Genomic DNA, 20,451 nt, shown 5'->3' on the forward strand with positions numbered 1-20,451 from the left:
GGTTGCGGTGGAGACGGGCAGAATTCTGCGGTTCGATGAGGTCCGGGGTTACGGGTTCATCGCGCCGAACGCGGGCGGCGAGGACGTGTTCGTGCACGCCAACGACTTCGGCGACCAGCGGCATCTGGTGCACCCCGGGATGCGGGTGGAGTACGAGGTCGAGGAGGGCGAGCGGGGCCTGAAGGTCTCCACGGTGCGCATCCTCGACGCCCCGCCGCCGCGCCGCGAGCACGCCCGCACCACGGCGTCCGCGGCCGCGCCGTTCACCCCGCTGACCGGCGCGGCGCCGCCCGGCGACGACGACGGGCTGTGCGACGTGCTGTCCAGCCGCGAGTTCAACGCCGAGGTCACGGAGCTGCTCATCCAGCACGTGCCGACGCTGACCGGCGCGCAGATCGCCCAGGCCCGCCAGCACCTCGCCGCCTTGGCGCGCAGCCATGGCTGGGTGGAGAGCTAGGGTTGCGGCCGTGAAGGTTCTTTTCATCGGCGGCAGCGGGATCATCAGCTCCGCGTGCTCGGCCCTGGCCGTGCAGCGCGGCATCGACCTGTACGTCCTCAACCGTGGCGAGTCCAGGCAGCGGCCCCTGCCCGAGCAGGCCACCCTGCTGCGGGCCGACATCCACGATCCGGCGGCCGTCCGCGAGGCGATCGCGGGACACTCCTTCGACTCCGTCGTGGACTGGGTGGCCTTCACGCCCGAGGACGTCCGCGCCGACATCGAGCTGTTCCGGGGCCGCACCGGGCAGTACGTGTTCATCAGCTCGGCCTCGGCCTACCAGACCCCGCCGGCGCGCCTGCCGGTCGTGGAGTCCTCGCCGCTGCGCAACCCCTTCTGGCAGTACAGCCGCGACAAGATCGCCTGCGAGGACCTGCTCGTGCAGGTGTACCGGGACAAGGGCTTCCCCGCGACGATCGTGCGCCCCTCGCACACGTACGACCGCACGCTCGTGCCGTTCGACGGCGGCTGGACGGTGCCGGCCCGGATGCGCGCCGGCAAGGAGATCGTGGTGCACGGCGACGGCACCTCGCTGTGGACCCTGACCCACCACGAGGACTTCGCGCGCGCGTTCGTGCCGCTGCTGGGCCACCCGCGCGCGGTCGGCGACACCTTCCAGATCACCAGCGACGACTACCTGACCTGGAACCAGATCGCCGAGCAGCTCGCCGCCGCGCTCGGCACCACCGCGCGGATCGTGCACGTGCCCTCGGACGCGATCGCCGCGGCCGACCCGGAGTGGGGTGCCGGCCTGCTCGGCGACAAGGCCCACTCGATGGTCTTCGACAACGCCAAGGTCCGCGCGCTCGTGCCCGGTTACGTCGCCACGATCCCGTTCCACCAGGGCGCGCGCGAGATCGCCGCCTGGTTCGACGGGGACCCGGCCCGCCAGGTCGTCGACGAGCGCCTCGACAAGGTGATGGACGACCTCGTGGGAAGGTTCCGGATTTGAGCAAGTCCGACCTGCAGATGTACCTGCAACGGGGCCGCGACAGCCTGCTGTGGAAACTCGAGGGCCTGGGCGAGTACGACATCCGCCGTCCGCTCGTCCCCACGGGCACCAGCCTGCTGGGGCTCGTCAAGCACGTGGCTTCGGTCGAGGCCGGGTACCTCGGCGCCACCTTCGGCCGCCCGTTCCCGGAGCCGCTGCCGTGGATGGACGAGGGCGCCGAGCACAACGCCGACATGTACGCGGCCGCCGACGAGTCCCGGGACTACCTCACCGGGCTGTACCGCCGGATCCAGGCCCACTCCGACGCCACCATCGCCGCGCTCGACCTCGACGCGCCCGGGCGGGTGCCGTGGTGGGAGCCGGCGAAGGCGGACGTGACGCTGCACCGGGTCCTGATCCACATGATCGCCGAGACGGACCGGCACTGCGGGCACGCCGACATCATCCGCGAGATCATCGACGGCGCGATCGGCTGGCGGCCCGACGCGAACAGCCTCGCCTTCGCCACGCCCGAGGAGTTCCAGGCCTTCCACGACAAGATCGAGCGGGCGGCCCGCGCCGCGTCCTAGATGCCGACGCGCGCCCGGATCACGGCCACCAGGGACTCCTGCACCGACTCCAGGCTGCGGTCGGGCTCGAACACCAGCCAGTCGACCGCGACGACCAGGCACACGCCGAACAGCGCGGCCGCGGCCATGCGCACGTCCAGGCCGGCGTCGAAGTATCCCTCTTCGACGCCCCGGCCCAGCACGCCGGCGATGACGCCCACGGCCTCGTCGCGCAGCAGGCGCAGGGTCTGGTGCCACTCGCGGTTGGTGCGCCACATCTCCGACAGCAGCAGCTGCGCGAACGAGCGGTGCCGCTGGATGTACGCCAGCTCCGCCCGGATCAGCCCGACGGCCTGCTCCGGCGGGGTCGCCGCGGCCGCCACGGCGGCGTGGAAGTCGGCGGTGAGCAGCCCGACGCCGTGGCGCAGCAGGGCCTCGAAGAGCGCGTTCTTGGACGGGAAGTTGTAGTACACGGTCCCCTTGGCGACCCCGGCCGCGACCGCGATGTCGTCGACCGTCGTGGCGGAGAAGCCGTGCTCGGCGATCAGCTCCATCGCGGCGTCGTACAGGCGCTGCTTGGTGTCGTCGCGGCGGCGGGTGCGACCGTCGGGCACGGCTCGGGACTCCCTACATGACCAGGTCGGGGTGCAGCTTCGCCGGGGTGAGCCGGCGCCCGCGCCACGCGGCCAGCGTGGTGAGGGCGAACGCGGCGGCGGCGAACCCGGCCAGGACGAGCGCGCCGGTGACCACGGTACCGCCCGGGCCGCCGTTGACCAGGTGCCGCAGCCCCGACACCACGTACGTCATCGGCAGGAACGGGTGGACCGCCTGCAGGAAGCCGGGCGTGGTCTCGATCGGGTACGTGCCGCCGGACGAGGTCAGCTGCAGCATCAGCACGGCGAGGGCCACGAGCCGCCCGGCCGGGCCGAGCCGGGCGCCGAACCACTGGATGAGCGCGGTGAACGCGACGGCGGTGAGGGCCAGGAAGGCGTACATGCCCAGCGGGTGCGCCGGGTGCAGGCCGAGCGCGAAGCGGACCACGAGGAACAGCGCGGTCGCCTGCACCACGCCGATGAGCAGCGCGGGCAGCCAGCCGGCCAGCGCCGCCCGCCACGGCCGGGCACCGGAGACGAGGTGCCGGCGGGTCAGCGGGCGCAGCACCATGTAGCTGATCATCGCGCCGACCCACAGGGCCAGGCCGAGGAAGTACGGCGCGAACCCGGCCCCGTAGGTGCCCGCCGGGTGCTCGGTCTCGCGGTCGAGCGCGACCGGGTCGCCGAGCACGCCGGCCCGCGCGGCGCGGGTGTCCGGGTCGTACCCCGGGATCTTCCCGGCGCCGTCGGCGAGCCCGTCGGCCAGGCGGCCGGCGCCGTCGCCGAGGTCGGCCAGGCCGGCCGCGAGCCGGTGCCCGCCGTCGGAGAGGGTGCCGAGGCCGTCGTCGAGCTGGCGGGCGCCGGTGGCGAGCCGGTACAGGCCGCCGCTGAGGTCCTTCGCCCCGGTGACCGCCTGGCCGGTGCCGTCGTGCAGCCGGCCGGCGCCGGTCGCGAGAGCGTCGAGGCCGTCGGCGAGCCGGTCGACCTGGGCGCGGGCGGCGGCGACGTCGTCGGCGAGGTGCGGGGCGGCCCGGGCGACCTCGCGGGCCGTCTGGGCGACCGCGTTCATCTGCGTGCGCAGCTGGTCGAGGTCGCCGGTGTCGAGCCGGGTCTGCAGCTGCTGGGCGGCCTTCGCGGCGGCGTCGGCGGCCTGCAGCGCGGTCTGGTACTCGCTGCTGTCGCGCACCTGCGGGTACCGCTGTCCCAGCCGCTCCAGGTCGGCCTTCGTGGCCGCCGTCTGCTGCGCGGCGGTCTTCGCGAGTCCGGGCAGCGCGTCGAGGTGCTGCAGAATCAGGTCGGCCCCGTCGGCGATCGCGGTGGCCGCGTTCGCGATGAGCTCGGCGTTGTCGCGCAGCACCGGCCCGGCCCGGTCCGCCGCGGCGTCGACCTTCCCGGCGAGCAGGCGCCCGCCGGCCGCGGCCTGGGCGGTGCCGTCGGCGAGCTGGGCCGCCCCGGCGTCGAGGGCGACGAGGCCGTCGTAGAGCTGCTTCGACCCGGCCGTCGCCTGGGCCAGCCCGTCGTCGAGCTGCCCGGCGCCGTCGTGGGCCCGGTCGATGCCGGTGCTGAGCTGCCCGGCCCCGCCCTTCGCGTCGGCCGCCCCGCTGGCCAGCTGGGAGGCGCCGGCCGCGGCCTGCCGGGTCTGGCTCTTGAGGTCGGTGAAGCCGATGAGCATCTTGTCGAAGTACCCGCGCGCCGCCGTGCTCGACGCGCTCGCCCGCACCTCGGTGAACACGCTGCGGGACAGCTGCCCGGACAGGTAGTTGGTGGCGTCGTCGTTGACCACGGTGAGCTGTCCCCGGGTGGGGTCGCGCTGCGGGTCGGGCGGCGTGACGAGCGAGGCCGAGAAGTCCGCGGGGATGGTGAAGACGAGCTGGTACCGGCCGTCCTCGAGCCCCTTGCGGGCCTGCTCGGCGGTCGCGGGCTGCCAGCCGAACACGTCGCGGTGCTGCAGCTCGGCGGCGAGGTCCCGGCCGGCGTCGAGCGTGCTGCCGTCGGCGGCCCGAGCGGGCCGGTCGGCGTCGACGATGGCGACTGGGATGTGGCGCATGTTGCCGTACGGGTCCCAGAACGCCCAGAGGTACAGCGCGCCGTACAGCAGCGGGATGAGGGCCAGCACGACCAGCGCCGCGATGGTGATCGGGGCGCGCAGGAACCGGCGCAGCTCGAACAGGTTCATGCCGCACGCTCCGTGACCACGACGGCCGGTCCGCACTCCCGCAACGCCAGCTCCACCACTTCTCGCTCCACTTCGGACAGTCCACTGTCGACGTCGTCGACGAGGATGATCCCGGGCTCGCCGACCCGGGCGAGCGTCAGGCACAGCAGGTGCGCCCCCTGGCGGTCGAGGTCGCGCCCGAGCGTCTGCGGCGGCAGCGGTACCCCCTGCAGGATTTCCAGCGCCTGCCGCCGCCGTTTCCGGAGGTTCCACGACGCCCGCCCGAGCAGCACGAGCCGCTCCTCGACGTGCTCGGCGACGGTGAGCCCGGGCTCGGGCTCGTTGACGCCGGCGACGAACCCGAGCGCGGGCCTCGCGAGCCGGCGCACGGTGCCCTCGGTCGTGCGGAAGTACCCGGCGAGCGCGAGCAGCAGCGAGGTGCGCCCACTGCCGCCGGCCCCGGCCAGGGTGACGAACTCCCCCGCGTCCACGGTCAGGTCGACGTCGCGGAACACCCACCCGCGCCGCGTGCGCGCCCCGAGCCCCTCGGCCACGAGTACCTCGGCCACAGCAACCTCCCCTGTTTGCACTGACCAGTCAGTCTAAAAACATTCGAGTGCCGTCGCGCTATTCCTTGCGTCACTAACCCCAGAGGGGTTATATAGGGGGCATGGAAATCGAGGTGACGCTTCCCGACCATCTGGCGACGGCGCTGGACCGCATCGGCCTGCCGGTCTCCGCCCTGTGCGAACGCGCCCTGGAACAGGCCCTCCGCCGCGCTGAGACCCTGCGCGCCCTCCCGGAGGCGGACCTGCCGCACTACACCGAGCGGGCGAAGACCGCACTGCGCCTGGCGTACGAGCACGCGACGACGACCGTGACCACCGCGGACCTCCTGCACGGCCTGCTGGAGGAGGGCACGAACCTGGCCGTGCGCCTGCTGCCGGTTCTGGGCGCCGACCCGGCCACCCTGACCGCGCCCCCGACAACGGAGAACACGGGCCCGGCCGCGGCCGCGCTGGAACTGGCCCACTCGGAGGCGACGGCCCTGGGCCACAACTACATCGGCGCCGAGCACATCCTGCTGGGCCTGCTGGCGGAGCCCTCGGGCGTCGCGGGCGCGACATTGCGCGCTCGCGGCTTGACCCTGGACACGGCGCGGACGGCGGTGGTGGCGGCGCTGGCGGGCTTCACCCATGCCCGCGGCTAGCGCGGCGCTGCTCTATCTGGCGCTGGTCCTGCCGCTGCTGCTCGAGCTCGCGGGCTGAGATCCCGACATGTCGGGCGCTCCGCGCCACGACATGCTCGGATTTATACCCTGACACCGATTATTTCGTGATCTCACCGATCGAGCCTCCGGCCGGGTGAACACGTCACCGAGGCGGGGGCAGGCGCTGGGCGCCCGGGCCATCGAGGAATCTCAGGAGATGCAGGTGGTGAGCGAGCGCAGGCTGCGGGGGCGGCGGCGCCGGTACACGGCGGTCACCGTCGCGATCGCCCAGCGCATGCGTGCCACGGCCATCTCCGGGTGGTCGCCGAACTCTCCGGCCACGCACGTGGCGCAGCCCCGGCTGCCGAACCGCGCGAAGGACTCGGCGATCGCCTTGCGCACCTCGACGGGCGCCGGCGACTCCGAGGACTGCACGCAGGAGACGAACAGCGCCTCGGCTCGCGCGGCCACCAACACATCGGGCATTTCGCACCTCCCTGGAACGTTCATCCTGCTCAATACCGTACGAAGACGGTGCACCGGCTCACATCGGGGACGCACCCCGGCCCGTCCCCGACGACCAGCCCTGAGCCGACCCTGGAGATCCGCGAGGAGCTCGCACCCGGGGCCGCTTACCAGTAGATCACCCAAAGTAGCCGAACGATCACGGAGGTCGCCTTTCCGACTCGCCCGCATCAGATCCACTGTGGACGGTCACGCGGTGCGGTACGCGTCCACCAGGTCGAGCAGGGCGCGGACCGCGGCGCTCGGGCGGCGGACCGAGGCCGTGGCGACCGCGAACGTCCAGCGCAGGTCGGTGTCGATCGGGCACACGCGCAGGCCCGGCTCCTCCGGCGCGGAGAAGCGCGGGACGAGGGCGACGCCGAGGCCCTCGCGGACGTACTGCCGCACGGTGGCGATGTCCGCGACCTCCAGCGCCACGCGGCGGCGCAGCCCGGCGGCGGCGAACCCGCGGTCGACCTCGGCGCGGTTGCCGTACCCGGGCGGCGAGTCGACGAACGGCTCGTCCGCGAGTTCGGCCAGGGCCAGGCGGGCGCGGGCGGCGAGCGGATGAGCCGCCGGCAGTACCGCCACGATGGGCTCGGCGGCCAGGGTACGCACGGACAGGCCGGCCGGGGCGCGGCCCGGCAGCGACAGGAACGCGACGTCGAGCTCGCCGTCGAGGAGGCTGGCCGCGAGGCCCGCGGAGCCGGTCGGGGCGGCGCGCAGGCGCAGGTCGACGGCGGGGTGCTCGGTGCGGTACCGGCCCAGCAGGCCCGGCAGGTCGACGAAGCCGACTGAGATCAGGGTGCCGATGCGCAGGGTGCCGCGCAGGCCGCCGCGGACCTCGGCGACGGCGTCGCGGGCGGCCTGGGCGGCGTCGATGACGGCCCGGGCCTCGGGCAGCAGCGCGGCGCCCGCGTCGGTCAGGACCACCCGCTGCGAGCTGCGCTCGAACAGCCGGGCGCCGAGCTCCCGCTCCAGGGCGCGCACGGCGGCGGAGACCCCGGACTGCACGACACGCAGGCGCTGGGCCGCGCGCGTGAAGTTGCGCTCCTCGGCGACTGTCACGAAGTACACCAGATGCCGTAGCTCCACGGAGGGCATCATCGCATTTCGTGATGGTCGCGAGCACGAAGATTCGTTGACGGTGCTGCTCCCGGCGAGCGATGCTGCCCTGCATGAGCACCGCCCTGACCCGCCCGGCGCCCGCGCTGGCCGATCACCGCCGCCTCAGCCACGAGCACGGCTTCTGGGCGATCGCGTTCGCGTTCGCCGTCTCGCTGGCGTTCACCGTCGTCCCGACGCCGCTGTGGGCGCTGTACCAGCGGCACGACGGGTACTCGACGATCGCCGTGACGATCGCGTTCGCCGCCTACGCGTTCGGGGTCATCGTCAGCCTCTTCCTCGCCGGGCACGTCTCGGACTGGCTGGGCCGCCGGCGGGTACTGCTGCCGGCCGTGCTCCTCGAGGTGGCCGCCGCGGTGCTGTTCCTCGCCTCGACGTCGTTCGGTGTGGTGATCGTCGCCCGGGTACTGTCCGGTCTCGGCATCGGCATGATCACCGCGACCGCGACCGCGCACCTTTCGGAGCTGCACGCCAAGGCCCGCCCCGACGCCGGCCGCGCCCGCGGCGACCTGGTGGCCACGGTGGCCAACCTCGGCGGTTTCGCGTTCGGCCCGATCGTGTCCGGGCTGCTCGCGCAGTACGTCGCGGCCCCGCTCCGCACTCCCTACCTGGTCTTCCTCGGCCTGCTGCTCGTCGCCACGCTGGCCGTCTTCCTGGCGCCGGAGACGGTCGCGGTGTCGTCGCGGCGGTACCGTCCGCAGCGCGCCGGCGTTCCCGCCGCCGCCCGGCCCCGCTACTTCGCCGCCGCGACCGGGGCGTTCGCCTCGCTGTCGGTCCTGGGCCTGTTCACGTCGCTGGCCCCCGCGTTCGTGGCCGGCACCCTGCACCACCCGTCCCGCGCCCTGGCCGGGGCCGTCGCGTTCCTGGTCTTCGGCGCCGGCGCCGTGGCCCAGGTGCTGCTGCGCCGGCGCTCGATCCGCGGCCAGCTCGCGACCGGGCTGACCCTGATCGTCCTGGGCCTGGCCACGGTGACGGCCGCGGTCTGGGCCGAGTCCCTGCCGGCCTTCCTGATCGGCGGCGTCCTGTCCGGCGCGGGCGCGGGCGCGCTACTCAAGGGGACGATCTCGACGGTGGTCGACCTGGCGCCGCCGGCGATCCGCGGGGAGGCGCTCGCGGGCCTGTTCCTCGGCGGGTACCTGGGCCTGGCCGTGCCGGTGCTGGGCCTGGGCGTGCTGACGCAGGTCGTGAGCGCGCCGGTTGCTCTGCTCGGGTTCGCGGCGGCGATCGCCGCGCTGGTGGCCGTGGTGAGCCGCCCTCTGCTGCGGCCGTGATGCCCCGGGGGGGCGGATATGTCGGCGCTGACCTGGCCCGACATATCCGCCTTTTCGGTTATGCGGCTATTTTGGCAGGCGGGCGCTGGCGTCGCCCCGAGTCTGGGCCACCGACTGGGCGATCGTCTTGACCGTCGGGCTGATGCCGTTGGCGAGCTCCGAGGTGGCGAGGTTCTTGAGCTGGTCGAGGTGCTCGCGGAGGGTGGCGACGGCCTGCCGCTCGAACTCGGGCCCGGTCCCGGCCCGGAGCGTGGCGAGACGGTCGGCGTCGACGAGGCCCGGCATCTTGTGACCCTTGTGCGGGTTGTCCTTGGGCAGGCCCGCCTGGTCGGAGAGCGTGCGGAGGCGCGGGAGCTCCTGGTCGTACACCCCGTGCAGCTCCCCCGCCAAGGCGACCAGCTGCTGGTCGGCGGCCTTGGTGCGCACCAGGTCCAGGACCGGCAGCAGCTGCTCGTCCAGGGGGATCATGATCTCGACCCAGGCCAGGTCGGTGCCGCCGAACTCGGACGGCGCCGCGGCCACGACCGGTGGTGGCGTCGGCGGCGGTTTGGGCTCGGCGCCGCACCCGGCGGTCAGGGCGAGCCCCGCGATGAGCCCGGCGAGCAGCGGGACCCGAGTGCGGGTCCGGGTGTTTGCGGTCGGCCGTGGCGGCGGTCGGCGGCGCATGGTTCGGGCGACCTCCTTGTCGAGGCGCGGCGGCGGTACTCCGGCCCGGATGGCGGTGGCGGCCGGAACCCTGAGGCGTGGTCCGATCCTGCGGCTGCGGCGTTCCCGGGCGCCCAGAGCCCGAGCCGGAACGCCGCAACTGCAAGGTCGGCGCGGGCGCGGCGTGGTGCCGCTCCCGGTGGCGGGGACCCCAACCCGGTCACCGCCACGACGGTTGTACGGATCGCCCGGCACCCGACCGGGCAACGTCTCCCGGCCGGTGCGCGTGGGCGTTCCCGTTCGGGAGCGCCGCGGACGCTCGGGCAGCCCCCGCCTGGATGACCGACCCGTACGACCGAGCTCGTACGCACTTCTGCCGGGCGACCCAGTCAGCCCCCGTCGGGCCCGCTGACCCGCTGCACTGACCGCCCCGGAAAGCACGCTCCGCCGGCACCCGATCCATTGGAGAGCGCTCTCCGCTGCATCAAGTCTTGCCGCTCGCGCAGGCGGTGTCAACAGGGCAAAGGCTCCTTGGTCGCAATCATGGGAGAGCGCTCTCCCGCGACCTTCATCCCCAGCGCACCTCGCGTAAGGTGTGGGCCGCCATCTCGTGCATCTGTGGTGTTCCCGATGCGTCGGCCGCCACCGCCGATGCGATGGTCAAGGCCCATCCCCGGCCCCGCTGCCAGGTGTCCTCGTCCATGTTCGGCAGGGCCGCGCGGAAGCGGGTTCGGCCGGGGGCGTCGAAGACCATCCACGCCGCGGTCAGGTCCGTTGCCGGGTCGCCGGCGGTTATGTCGCCGAAGTCCAGGACCGCGGACAGGGTGCCGCCGGTGCTGAGCAGGTTCGCGGGGTGCAGGTCGCCGTGGAGCCACAGGGGCGGGCCGGGCCAGTGCGGTACCGCCGCCAAATCGTTCCACAGTGGACGTAGCTGCGGTGGGATTCGCGTCGCGGGGCGGGTGGACAAGGGAACTCCGCGGACCGGGTTCGCCGGGGCGTCCGGCGGGGCGGGCACGTGCAGGGCCGTCAGGAACTCGGCCAGCTGTTCGGCAAACGAAGCGCGCGGCGCTACCGGGGTCTCGGCGACCACGGTGCCGGGTAGCCAGGGGGTGATGCTCCACGGCCACGGGTAGTACGGCGTCGGGCGGCCCGCGCGCACCGGGGCCGGGATCGGCAGGGGTAGGGCCGGGGCGAGGTGGGGCAGCCAGCGCTGCTCGTTCAGGACCAGCGCGGCGGCGACCCGGCGGCGGGGTACGCGCACGGCGTGCCGGGTGCCGAGCCGGTAGATGGCGTTGTCCCAGCCCATCGCGGCCGGCTCCAGCGTGCCCTCGAGGTCCGGGTGCTGGTCCCGCACGAGCCTGTGTACCAGCGCGTCGTCCACGGCGATGTCGGCGTCCACCCCGGTAGCATGCCCGAGCGTGGAGCACGACGTGCGCGGCGTGGTGCGCCGCAACCTGCCGCAGGCCGAGGCGGCCCGGGTCGAGGCGCTGGGCCGGGGGCTGGACAACACCGCGTACCTGGTCGACGGGGTCTGGGTGGTCCGGTTCCCCGCGGACCCGGACGCGCTCGACGTCGCCCGGGAGGCCCGGCTGCTGCGCGAGGTCGCCGCGGTCCTGGACGGCATCGCGGCCGTGCCCGAGCCGGCCTTCGCGGCCGAGGGCGCCCTTGGTTACCGGTTGCTTCCGGGGGTACCGCTGATGCTGCTCCCACCCCAGGATCTCGGGGACATCCCGGCGACCCTCGGGGCGGCGCTACGAGCCTTGCACGCGCAGCCGGTGGAGCGGTTCGAGGTGGGCCGCGACGCCGGCCCGCCCGCGCAATGGCTGGAGGAGGCGCGTGAGCTCGCGGCGGGTCTGGAGCTGCCCGAGGCGGCGTGGTTCCTGGAGCAGGAGCCGCCGCCGCCCGGGCGCGAGACCGTGTTCTCCCACAACGACCTCGGCGCCGAGCACGTGCTCGTCGACCCGCAGACGCGCACCGTCACCGGGCTGATCGACTGGAGCGACGCGGCCATCTGTGACCCCGCCTACGACTACGGGCTGCTGCTGCGCGACCTCGGGCCGGCCGCCCCGCCCGCGCCGGCCGGGCTGGGCGAGCGCGCCCTGTTCTACGCGCGCTGCGGGCTGATCGAGGACCTCGCGTACGGCGAGCCGGCGTACGTGGCGAAGAGCCGCCGCCAGGCCGCGTGGCTGTTCACGCCGAGTGGCGCACGACCAGCTTCGGGTCGAAGATGACCGACTCGACGCGCAGGTCGGGGTCGTCGATGCGGGCCAGCACCAGGCGGGTCGTCTCGGCCGCCATGTCCTCGAGCGGGTGGCGGACCGTGGTCAGCTGCGGCCGCGCATCTAAGGCGGCGCTGCTGTCGTCGAAGCCGATGACCGCCACGTCCTCCGGCACCCGCCGGTCGAGGCTGCGCAGGGCCATGAGCGCGCCCTGCGCCATGAGGTCGTTGGCGACGAAGACGCCGTCGAGGGCCGGGTGCTCCTTCATGAGCGAGAGCAGCGCCGACTCGCCGGACTCGTAGGTGAAGCCGCCCTCGACCGTCGGGAACCAGGCGTGACCGTGGCGGGCGAGGGCCTGGCGGAAGCCGGTCAGGCGGTCCTGCGAGGCGGGCACGTGGGCCGGGCCGGTGATCATGCCGAGCCTTGTGCAGCCGCGGCCGAGGAGGTGCTCGGCGGCGAGGGCGCCGCCGGCGTCGTTGGCGAGGTCGACGTACGAGATCGGCACCGGCTGGGCGGGGCGCCCGACGAGCGCGGCCGCGATGCCCGCGTCGCACAGCTGCTGGGGCAGGGTGTCGTCCGGGTGCAGGCTCAGGACCACGGCCCCGTCGGCCTGGCCCTGGCCGAGGTCGCCGACGAGGCGGGTGCGGGCCTCCTCGTTGCCGACGATCTGCAGGGCCAGCTGGATGCCCTTGGGGCGCAGCACGCTCATCACACCGCCGACGATGCGGCCGAAGAACGGGTCGGCGAAGAAGCGGCGCATGAACGGGTCGTCGTCGTGGGCGACGGCGTCGGAGACGACCAGGGCGACCGTGCCGCTGCGGCGCGTCACGAGCGAGCGGGCGGCCCGGTTTGGCACGTAGCCGGTGGCGTCGACGGCCTGCCACACGATCTCGTGCAGCTTCGGGTCGACGTTGCGCACCCCGTTGATGACCCGCGAGACGGTGGCCCGCGAGACCCCGGCCGCCTCGGCCACATCCTCCAGCGTAGGTCGCCTTTTCTCGGTCACGCCGCCTCCGCTTCGCTCCGGCGGCGCGAGCCAACCCTGTGCCTATGGTGAGCGGCCTCTCCGCTCCGCTCCGAACCGCTCACGCCGCTTTTATAGCACGAACCCGGAAAGCGCTCTCCAGGCAATAAGCCCAGAGAGCGCTTTCACGTCATTTCGTTACCGATAGACCCCGAACTCCCACAGGGAATACCCGTATGCGGTGGCCCTGACCTGGCCGTTCATCCGCACGTACCGCGCATTGCCGTTGACGTTGACGTCGTCGAACCCGCCGTCGCCGGCCGCGGTCGAGTAGATCGTCGTCCAGTTGGCGTTGTCGTCGGACGTCTGGATCTGGTACGTCTTCGCGTACGCGTCCTCCCAGGCCAGGAAGACCTTGTTGAAGGTCTGCTTGGAGCCGAGGTCGACGGTGATCGACGCGGTGTCGACCCACTCGCTGGCCCAGCGGGTGCCGTAGTTGCCGTCCACCGCGTAGGAGGGCAGCTGCGGGCCGTTGGTGCCGGTCGGCTGGTAGCTCGAGGCCGTGGCCGTCTTGTTCAGCGCGATGTTCGTGCCCGGGATGCTGGGCGCGACCACCTTGAACGAGCGGGTCTCGATGCCGACGTTGCCTTGGCCGTCGAAGGCGTACACGTAGATCTTCCAGACGCCCAGCTTCTCCGGCGCGGTGACCGTGAACGTGGAACCGTTCTGCGTGAAGTTCACGTTCCGGAAGCCGGTGCCGCCGGTGATGTACTTGTCGCTGGCCATCAGGTTGTAGCGGATGGTGTCGCCGTTGGGGTCGCTCGCGGCCACGTTGACCGTGAACTGCCCGCCCGCCGGCACCGCCGTCTGGTTCGACACCGTCATCGCGGTGATCTGCGGCGCGGTGTTGGCCAGCGGGGAGCCCGAGTATGCCTGCTTCAGCGCCCCGTACCCGAGCCGGCGCCAGCCGCCGGGGTACGTGTTGAGCCACACGCCGCCGAAGTCGTTCTCCAGGCCGTAGTGGAACTCGGTCACGCCGAGGGCCACGCCGGGGTGCGCCTTGATGGCGTTCCAGCTGGCCGTGTACCCGTCGCGCTTCTGCAGGTCGGTCGGCTCGTTCGGCACCCCGTTGACGTCGTTGGGCACCTCCCACTCGCCGGACGGCCCGCCCTCGGTGACGATGTACGGCTTGGTGTACCCGCCGTTGATCCAGTCCTGCTTCACGTTGCCGATCGCCCCGTAGGAGTTCACGGCCAGCAGGTCCAGGTGCGGCGCGTTCGCCTTGTAGTACGGCCAGGCCCCGGTGTACGCGTCGGTCGAGGTGACCGGGTGGTTCGGGTCGGCCGCGTGGATGGCCACGGCGAGCTCGTCGACGAACTTGGCGTACGCCACCCGCCGCGCCTCGACGTCGGCCGCGGAGAGCCCGTGGTCCTGCATGGTCAGGATGACCTCGTTGCCGACGTCCCACATGAGCACGCCCGGGTTGTTCTTCAGGGCGTTGACCCGGTTGACGACCTCGGTCTTCGTGGCGTTCTTGTACGCGGTGTCGTTGACGTAGTCGGCGCCCTGGTTGAGCCAGTGCCCGACGACGACCTTGATGCCCTGCTGGGCGGCCCGGTTGAGCAGCTCCGGGGTGTTCGCGTCGTCCACGCCCCAGGTGCGGACCGTGTTGACGCCCATGTTGTGCAGGTCGCGCATGTACCCGTCGGCGGCGCCCTGCGGCGGGCCGTACGTGAGGCCCTTGACCTCCCACGGCTGGCCGTTGACCTGCAGCTGCCAGTTGCCCTGGCTGCCGGTCACCTTGACCACGCTCGGGCCGGCCGGCGTGGCCGGGTCGGTCATCGCGGCCGGCGCGGTGCCGGTCGCCTTGGCCACCGTCACCGAGTCGACGGACAGGACGCCGCCGGAGGTGGTGCTCGGCGTCGGGGTGGTGAAGCCCGCGACGGCGTTGGGCAGCGAGCCGCCGACGGACAGGTCGAAGCGCAGGTAGAAGCCGTGGTGCACGGCGTTGTTCCAGGCCGTCACGCCGACCTGGCTCTCCCGCACGACCCAGGACTGCTTGCCGTCGAGGTAGAAGCGGATCTCCTCGTCGGTCTTCGTCCGGTCGATGACCTGGGTGTACTCGTGGTAGCCGGTCTGGCAGCCGGTGCAGCTGGCCAGGCCCGAGGTGCGGCCGTTGTACTCACCGCACACGCCGTCGGGCGCGGTGCCGCAGTGCAGGGTCTGCGACAGCTGGCTGCGGCCGTTGACGTCGGTCATGATGTCGGTCTCGCCGACGCCCGGCCAGTTGTTGTAGTTGCCGCGGTACGCCGCGCCGGTCGCCCGGAACCCGGGCCAGTAGCCGGCCGCGTTGGCCACGTCGGGCTGCTTGACGAGGGCGGTGAACTTCACCTGCTCGCCCGGGGCGGCCTGGAAGTCGGTGCGCTGGGTCTCCAGGCGGCCGGAGGTCCAGTTGCCCGCCCCGTCACGGATCGCCTTGACATTGAGCTTGCCGGCGCCGTCGAGGTACACGTTGGCCGTGCTGGTGCTGGCCGTCTCGACCTCACCGGTGCCCCAGTTCGCGGCGCCGCCCGGGAACTGCGTGCCGGAGCGCAGCAGCCAGTTGGCCGCCGACGGGGAGGTGTTCGCCGCGCCGTCGAAGGTGTCCTGCCAGACCGTGGTCCAGCCGGGATCCGGCGTCGGCGACGTCGACGGGGTGACCGACGGGGTCGGCGAGGTCGTGGTCGTACCGCCGCCGGCGTAGACCTTGAACTCCCACAGCGAGTACCCGTAGCCGCCGGGGCGGGCGGTGCCGTACATGCGCACGTAGCGCCCGGAGCCGCTGACCGGGATGGTCTGCGTGCCGCCGGTGCCGGTGCTGGTGGAGTAGACGTCGGTCCAGGCGGTGCCGTTGGCCGAGGTCTGGATCTGGAAGGCCTTGCCGTAGGCGGCCTCCCACTGCAGGACGACCTGGCAGATCGACTGGGTCGCGCCCAGGTCCACCTGGATCCACTGCGGGTCGCTGAACGTGCTGCTCCAGCGGGTGCCGGCGTCGCCGTCGACGGCGTACTGCGGCCCGTTGCCGGCGCCCTCCGAGGACGAGGCCGTGGCCGTCTTGCCCTGCGCCACGTTTGTCGCGGTGTTGCAGGCGCCGCCGGTCGGGTTCGTGCCGCCGATGGTGCCGTAGACCTGGAACTCGTACAGCGAGTAGCCGTAGCCGGAGCCGCGGACCGTGCCGTACATGCGCACGTAGCGGCCGGTGCCGGTGACGTCGAGGGTCTGCTGGCCGCCGGTGCCGGTGGTGGTGCTGTAGATGTCGGTCCAGTTCTGGTCGTCGGCCGAGGTCTGGATCTGGAAGGCCTTGCCGTAGGCGCCCTCCCAGCTCAGCTTGATCTGGCTGATCGACGCGGTGCCGCCCAGGTCGATGCGGACCCACTGCGGGTCGCTCCACTGGCTGCCCCAGCGCGTCCCCGCGTTGCCGTCGTTGACGAAGCTGGGCGCCACGTCGTCGGACTGGGTCGACGAGGCCGTGACGGGCTTGCCTTGCGAGATCAGGCCGTCGGCGGCGCGCGCGAACGGCGCGACAACGACGGCGACGGCGGCGACGACGGCGAGCACCAGGACTATGCGCCATCGCGAGGTGAGCAGGCTCCGCCAGGGGCGGGCGGACGTGTGCGCCGGATGCACGAGGGGCTCCTTGCGGGGTGTGTGGAGGCGCCGTGGCGGTTTGGAGAGCGCTCTCCGATTGCTCGAAGTGTTGTCCCGCCGTTTCCGTCGTGTCAAGGGTTCGCGCCGCCGGACCTTGACACGCGGGCACGCCCGGTCGCAGTCTGATCACGCATCTTGGAGAGCGCTCTCCAAGCCCCTTTCCCAAGGCACGGGGTGATAGCTGTGAGCACGACGGCGCTGACGTTCCCTTCGACGTTCTGGTGGGGCGCCGCGACGGCCGCCTACCAGATCGAGGGCTCCGTGACCGCCGACGGCCGCACCCCGTCGATCTGGGACACGTTCGCCGCCCAGCCGGGCCGCATCGACAACGGCGACACGGGCGGGACCTCGACGGACCACTACCTGCGCTACCACGAAGACGTGAAGCTCATGGCCGAGCTGGGCCTGTCCGCTTACCGGTTCTCGGTCGCGTGGCCCCGCATCCGCCCGGCCGGCGGCGCCGGCATGAACGAGGCCGGCCTGGACTTCTACGACCGCCTCGTCGACGAGCTGCTCGCCGCGGGCGTGCGCCCGGTCGCGACCCTCTACCACTGGGACCTGCCCCAGGAGCTCGAGGACACCGGCGGCTGGACGGCCCGCGACACCGCCCTGCGCTTCGGCGACTACGCCGCCGCGGTCGGCGCGCGCCTGGGCGACCGGGTCGCGATGTGGAACACGCTCAACGAGCCGTGGTGCTCGGCGTTCCTCGGGTACGGCACCGGCGGGCACGCCCCCGGCCGCCGCGGCCACGTCGGCGCCCTGACCGCGACCCACCACCTGCTGCTGGCGCACGGCCTGGGCGTCGCGGCCCTGCGCGCGGCCGGCGTGACGGGCCAGGTCTCGGTGGCGCTCAACGCCGGCGCGGTGCGCCCGCTGACCGCGAGCCCGGCCGACGCCGACGCCGCCCGGCGCATCGACGGGCTGCTGAACCGCATCTTCTTCGACCCGATCCTGCGCGGCGCGTACCCGTCCGACACCGTCGAGGACACCCGCGACCTGACCGACTGGCACTTCGTCCGCCCCGGCGACCTCGCGGCGATCTCGGCCCCGGTCGACGCGATATGCGTGAACTACTACCAGCCCGACCTGGTGAGCGCGGCCCCCGAGGGCGTGCTCGACCACGGGACCCCGTACCCGACCGCGCAGGCCGTGCGCTTCCACCCCACCCCCGGCCCGGTCACGCACATGGGCTGGTCCGTCGACCCGACCGGCCTGCGGGACCTGCTGCTGCGCATCCGCCGCGACTACGGCGACCGCCCGCTCTACGTGACCGAGAACGGCGCCGCGTACGACGACCACCCGGGCCCGGACGGCGGCGTGGACGACCCGGAGCGCATCGAGTACCTGCGCGCCCACCTGGCGGCCGTGCACGAGGCGATCGCGGCAGGCGTGGACCTGCGCGGCTACTTCGTGTGGTCGCTGCTGGACAACTTCGAGTGGGCGTTCGGGTTCAGCCGCCGCTTCGGCCTGATCCGCGTGAACTACGACACCCTGGAGCGCACGATCAAGGCGAGCGGCCGCTGGTACGGCGAGGCGATCGCCCGCAACGCCATCTTCTAGCGCTCGTCGAGCACGCGCCGCATCTTGCCCGCGGAGCGCTCCACCTCGCCGGGGGCGGCCACCTCCACGCGGACCGTCACGCCGATCGCGCTCTTCACCGCCCGTTCCAGGTCACGCGCCGCGTCCGTGGCCGTCTCCGGGGTCGCGTCCGGACGGCGTTCGGCGCGGACCGTGAGCACGTCCAGGCGCTCGGCCCGCGACAGTACACACTGGAAATGCGGCGACAGGGCCGGCCGGCGCAGCAGGAGCTCCTCGATCTGGGTCGGGAACACGTTGACCCCTCGGACGATCATCATGTCGTCGCTGCGGCCGGTGATCTTCTCCATCCGGCGCATCGTGCGCGCGGTGCCGGGCAGCAGGCGGGTCAGGTCCCGGGTGCGGTACCGGACGACCGGCATCGCCTCCTTCGTCAGCGACGTGAACACGAGCTCGCCGTAGGAGCCGTCCGGGAGCACGGCGCCGGTGTCGGGGTCGACGATCTCCGGGTAGAAGTGGTCCTCCCAGATCGTCAGGCCGTCCTTGGTCTCCGCGCACTCGTTGGCCACGCCGGGGCCCATCACCTCCGACAGCCCGTACACGTCGACGGCGTGCATCTGCAGGCGCCGCTCGATCTCGGCGCGCATGTCCTCGGTCCACGGCTCGGCGCCGAGCACCCCGATCTGCAGCGAGCTCGCGCGCGGGTCGAGGCCCTGCCGCTCCATCTCGTCGACGATCGCCAGCAGGTACGACGGCGTCACCATGATGACGTCCGGCCGGAAGTCGCGGATCAGGGTCACCTGCCGCCCGGTCATGCCGCCGGAGACGGGCACGACCGTGCAGCCCAGGCGCTCGGCGCCGTAATGGGCGCCGAGGCCGCCGGTGAAGAGGCCGTAGCCGTACGCGACGTGGACCAGGTCGCCGGGGCGACCGCCCGAGGCCCGGATGGAGCGCGCCATGAGGTCGGCCCACGTGTCGACGTCGGCCTTCGTGTACCCGACGACTGTCGCCTGGCCGGTGGTGCCGGACGAGGCGTGGATGCGGGCCACCCGTTCCCGCGGCACCGCGAACATCCCGAACGGGTAGTTGGCCCGCAGGTCGGCCTTCGTCGTCATCGGGAACCGCGCGAGGTCGGACAGGTCCCGCAGATCGTCCGGGTGTACCCCGGCCGCCTCGAACTTGTTCTTGTAGTGCGCCACGTGCTCGTAGGCGTGGCGCAGGCTCTGGCGCAGCCGGGTGAGCTGGAGGGCGGCCAGCTCGTCGCGGGAGGCGGTCTCGATCGGGTCCAGGGTGCCCGGGGCGGGAGTGACGTCGCGCACAGGACCATCCTGCACCCGCAGCTCAGCTCGTGCGTGCCGCCCGTCACGCGCAAATCGCGCTCGTTGATCTTTCTGAATCGATACAGTAGTGCCCATGGAGACCACGACCCGCCGGGTTCGCACCGCGATCGCCGGCCGCATGCAGGCTCGTCGCGCCCGCCGCACGCTGGAGCGCGAGATCGCCGCGTACCGGACGCCGGCCGAGCGCCTCGAGCTCGACCTCATCCTGGGCCGGCACACGGAGGAGGAGATCGCCGAGATCGACGACATCCTGCGCCGGACCTAGGTTTCTGTACCGACTAGTATGTACGGTATGGACGCCATGCAGTACGAATTCACGCTGCCGGCCGACTACGACATGGAGATCATCCGCGAGCGCGTACGCCGGCTCGGCCACATGTTCGACCACCGCAAGGGCCTGGGCCTCAAGGCCTTCCTGATCCGCACCGCGGGCGTGGGCGGCTCCTCCGTCAACCAGTACGCGCCGTTCTACCTGTGGAACGCCGCCGACGCCATGGGCCGGTTCCTCGTCGGCGGCGGCTTCCACAACATCGTGCGCGACTTCGGCCGGCCGCCGGTGCGGCACTGGACGGTCCTCGCGGCGCTGGCGGGTCCGGCCCGGCACGCGCCGGTACGCTCGGCGACCCGGCACGTCGCGACGCTGTCCTGGGGCGCCGAGCCGGCCGCGCCGGCCCCGCACCCGCAGCTGCACACGGCGGTGGTGGCCTTCGACGCGTACCGCTGGGAGGTCGTGCGGTTCTCGCTGTGGGCCACGGAATCGCCGGAGGACCCGGAGGCGACGGAGCGCTACGAGGTGCTGCACCTCTCCGCGCCGCCGTCAGAGGGCTTCTGACGCCGCCTCGAGCGACCCGACGATCGTGAACACCTGGTCGAGCCCCGTGATTCGGAAGATCCGGCCGACCCGCTCATCGGTGCACACCACGGCGAACGCGCCACCGCCCGCGCGCGCCCGGTTGTACGCGCCGATCAGCACGCCCAGCGTCACCGAGTCCATGAAGGTGACGTCGGCCAGGTCGACGACCAGGCCCGGCTGCACGTCGAGCGCCGCATTGACCGCCGCCCGCAGCTCCTGCGCATTGCCGACATCGAGCTCACCCTCGGCGTGCACGACGCCGTGCCCGCCCACCGTGCCGATCGTGAACGCCACCCGGTAACGGTAGCGGTCGCGGGACCCTGGTGGGGACGCGCTACTGTGAGGCGACTGTG

Annotated in this window: 20 protein-coding genes; 9 read left to right on the plus strand and 11 right to left on the minus strand. The window is 72.7% G+C overall.

Going from position 1 to position 20,451, the window contains the following annotated elements; genetic code table 11:
• The first annotated feature begins 7 nt into the window (after positions 1-7).
• Genes AB0B76_RS11995 through AB0B76_RS12005 form a run of 3 tightly spaced genes read left to right on the plus strand, consistent with a single transcriptional unit; the run spans position 8 to position 2,017 of the window.
• Positions 8-457, plus strand: a complete 450-nt coding sequence (locus AB0B76_RS11995; protein ID WP_360373525.1) for a cold shock domain-containing protein — start codon at positions 8-10, stop codon at positions 455-457.
• A 10-nt stretch (positions 458-467) separates the two neighbouring features.
• Positions 468-1,448 carry an SDR family oxidoreductase gene (locus AB0B76_RS12000; RefSeq protein WP_360373528.1) on the plus strand — a complete coding sequence of 327 codons (981 nt, stop codon included), beginning with the start codon at positions 468-470 and terminating at the stop codon, positions 1,446-1,448.
• Positions 1,445-2,017, plus strand: a complete 573-nt coding sequence (locus tag AB0B76_RS12005) for a DinB family protein (protein WP_360373531.1) — start codon at positions 1,445-1,447, stop codon at positions 2,015-2,017. Before AB0B76_RS12000 ends, AB0B76_RS12005 begins: the two co-directional genes overlap by 4 nt.
• Here AB0B76_RS12005 and AB0B76_RS12010 read toward each other — a convergent pair.
• From AB0B76_RS12010 to AB0B76_RS12020, 3 genes are read right to left on the minus strand one after another with little or no spacing between them, the layout of a single operon-like run.
• Positions 2,014-2,610, minus strand: a complete 597-nt coding sequence (locus AB0B76_RS12010) for a TetR/AcrR family transcriptional regulator (protein ID WP_360373534.1) — start codon at positions 2,608-2,610, stop codon at positions 2,014-2,016. The genes AB0B76_RS12005 and AB0B76_RS12010 overlap by 4 nt on opposite strands.
• 13 nt (positions 2,611-2,623) lie before the next feature.
• Positions 2,624-4,765, minus strand: coding sequence for a YhgE/Pip domain-containing protein (locus AB0B76_RS12015; protein ID WP_360373536.1), 2,142 nt, complete (start codon positions 4,763-4,765; stop codon positions 2,624-2,626).
• The gene (locus AB0B76_RS12020; protein WP_360373539.1) at positions 4,762-5,313 is read right to left on the minus strand and encodes an ABC transporter ATP-binding protein; all 552 of its coding nucleotides are present in this window, start codon (positions 5,311-5,313) and stop codon (positions 4,762-4,764) included. Before AB0B76_RS12020 ends, AB0B76_RS12015 begins: the two co-directional genes overlap by 4 nt.
• A 101-nt stretch (positions 5,314-5,414) precedes the next feature.
• On the opposite strand from AB0B76_RS12020, the gene AB0B76_RS12025 reads away from it, so the two are divergent.
• Positions 5,415-5,954, plus strand: a complete 540-nt coding sequence (locus AB0B76_RS12025; protein WP_360373542.1) for a Clp protease N-terminal domain-containing protein — start codon at positions 5,415-5,417, stop codon at positions 5,952-5,954.
• A 210-nt stretch (positions 5,955-6,164) separates the two neighbouring features.
• Here the strand turns inward: AB0B76_RS12025 and AB0B76_RS12030 are convergent, their stop codons facing one another.
• Together AB0B76_RS12030 and AB0B76_RS12035 are read right to left on the minus strand one after the other, a co-directional pair.
• Entirely contained in the window at positions 6,165-6,440 is a 276-nt protein-coding gene (locus tag AB0B76_RS12030) for a hypothetical protein (protein WP_360373545.1), read from the minus strand.
• Between the two features lie 228 nt (positions 6,441-6,668).
• Complete coding sequence (locus AB0B76_RS12035) at positions 6,669-7,553, minus strand: LysR family transcriptional regulator (protein ID WP_360373548.1); 885 nt, start codon at positions 7,551-7,553, stop codon at positions 6,669-6,671.
• Between the two features lie 83 nt (positions 7,554-7,636).
• Between AB0B76_RS12035 and AB0B76_RS12040 the strand changes: the two genes are divergently transcribed.
• Positions 7,637-8,854, plus strand: coding sequence for an MFS transporter (locus AB0B76_RS12040; protein ID WP_360373551.1), 1,218 nt, complete (start codon positions 7,637-7,639; stop codon positions 8,852-8,854).
• A gap of 66 nt (positions 8,855-8,920) precedes the next feature.
• Here the strand turns inward: AB0B76_RS12040 and AB0B76_RS12045 are convergent, their stop codons facing one another.
• Together AB0B76_RS12045 and AB0B76_RS12050 are read right to left on the minus strand one after the other, a co-directional pair.
• On the minus strand, positions 8,921-9,520 hold the full coding sequence (locus AB0B76_RS12045) for a DUF305 domain-containing protein (protein ID WP_360373554.1): 600 nt from the start codon (positions 9,518-9,520) through the stop codon (positions 8,921-8,923).
• A gap of 547 nt (positions 9,521-10,067) precedes the next feature.
• Entirely contained in the window at positions 10,068-10,898 is an 831-nt protein-coding gene (locus AB0B76_RS12050; protein ID WP_360373557.1) for an aminoglycoside phosphotransferase family protein, read from the minus strand.
• Between the two features lie 19 nt (positions 10,899-10,917).
• Here AB0B76_RS12050 and AB0B76_RS12055 point away from each other — a divergent pair, with 19 nt between their 5' ends.
• Positions 10,918-11,730 carry a phosphotransferase gene (locus tag AB0B76_RS12055; protein WP_360373560.1) on the plus strand — a complete coding sequence of 271 codons (813 nt, stop codon included), beginning with the start codon at positions 10,918-10,920 and terminating at the stop codon, positions 11,728-11,730.
• Here the strand turns inward: AB0B76_RS12055 and AB0B76_RS12060 are convergent.
• Together AB0B76_RS12060 and AB0B76_RS12065 are read right to left on the minus strand one after the other, a co-directional pair.
• Positions 11,690-12,724, minus strand: coding sequence for a LacI family DNA-binding transcriptional regulator (locus AB0B76_RS12060; protein WP_360373563.1), 1,035 nt, complete (start codon positions 12,722-12,724; stop codon positions 11,690-11,692). The two genes, AB0B76_RS12055 and AB0B76_RS12060, sit on opposite strands and share 41 nt — an antisense overlap.
• Before the next feature lie 156 nt (positions 12,725-12,880).
• On the minus strand, positions 12,881-16,279 hold the full coding sequence (locus tag AB0B76_RS12065) for a discoidin domain-containing protein (protein ID WP_360373655.1): 3,399 nt from the start codon (positions 16,277-16,279) through the stop codon (positions 12,881-12,883).
• A gap of 273 nt (positions 16,280-16,552) precedes the next feature.
• On the opposite strand from AB0B76_RS12065, the gene AB0B76_RS12070 reads away from it, so the two are divergent.
• Positions 16,553-17,929, plus strand: a complete 1,377-nt coding sequence (locus AB0B76_RS12070; RefSeq protein ID WP_360373566.1) for a GH1 family beta-glucosidase — start codon at positions 16,553-16,555, stop codon at positions 17,927-17,929.
• Here the strand turns inward: AB0B76_RS12070 and paaK are convergent.
• Complete coding sequence (paaK, locus tag AB0B76_RS12075; RefSeq protein WP_360373569.1) at positions 17,926-19,224, minus strand: phenylacetate--CoA ligase PaaK; 1,299 nt, start codon at positions 19,222-19,224, stop codon at positions 17,926-17,928. The genes AB0B76_RS12070 and paaK overlap by 4 nt on opposite strands.
• Positions 19,225-19,318: 94 nt before the next feature.
• On the opposite strand from paaK, the gene AB0B76_RS12080 reads away from it, so the two are divergent.
• Both AB0B76_RS12080 and AB0B76_RS12085 read left to right on the plus strand, forming a co-directional pair.
• A complete protein-coding gene (locus AB0B76_RS12080) occupies positions 19,319-19,510 on the plus strand; it encodes a hypothetical protein (protein WP_360373572.1) in 192 nt (63 codons plus the stop codon).
• A gap of 27 nt (positions 19,511-19,537) precedes the next feature.
• Complete coding sequence (locus AB0B76_RS12085; RefSeq protein ID WP_360373575.1) at positions 19,538-20,077, plus strand: DUF4865 family protein; 540 nt, start codon at positions 19,538-19,540, stop codon at positions 20,075-20,077.
• Here AB0B76_RS12085 and AB0B76_RS12090 read toward each other — a convergent pair.
• Positions 20,063-20,392 (minus strand): STAS domain-containing protein, encoded by a 330-nt coding sequence (locus AB0B76_RS12090; RefSeq protein ID WP_360373578.1) that lies wholly within the window; start codon positions 20,390-20,392, stop codon positions 20,063-20,065. The genes AB0B76_RS12085 and AB0B76_RS12090 overlap by 15 nt on opposite strands.
• Between the last annotated feature and the right edge of the window lie 59 nt (positions 20,393-20,451).

The organism is Dactylosporangium sp. NPDC049140 (assembly GCF_040648435.1).

Bases quoted from the DNA above. Each gene is read 5' to 3' on its own strand.
- AB0B76_RS12015 (WP_360373536.1), bottom strand. From the start codon at position 4,765: ATGAACCTGTTCGAGCTGCGCCGGTTCCTGCGCGCCCCGATCACCATC.
- AB0B76_RS12025 (WP_360373542.1), top strand. From the start codon at position 5,415: ATGGAAATCGAGGTGACGCTTCCCGACCATCTGGCGACGGCGCTGGAC.
- AB0B76_RS12030 (WP_360373545.1), bottom strand. From the start codon at position 6,440: ATGCCCGATGTGTTGGTGGCCGCGCGAGCCGAGGCGCTGTTCGTCTCC.
- AB0B76_RS12040 (WP_360373551.1), top strand. From the start codon at position 7,637: ATGAGCACCGCCCTGACCCGCCCGGCGCCCGCGCTGGCCGATCACCGC.
- AB0B76_RS12045 (WP_360373554.1), bottom strand. From the start codon at position 9,520: ATGCGCCGCCGACCGCCGCCACGGCCGACCGCAAACACCCGGACCCGC.
- AB0B76_RS12080 (WP_360373572.1), top strand. From the start codon at position 19,319: ATGGAGACCACGACCCGCCGGGTTCGCACCGCGATCGCCGGCCGCATG.
- AB0B76_RS12085 (WP_360373575.1), top strand. From the start codon at position 19,538: ATGGACGCCATGCAGTACGAATTCACGCTGCCGGCCGACTACGACATG.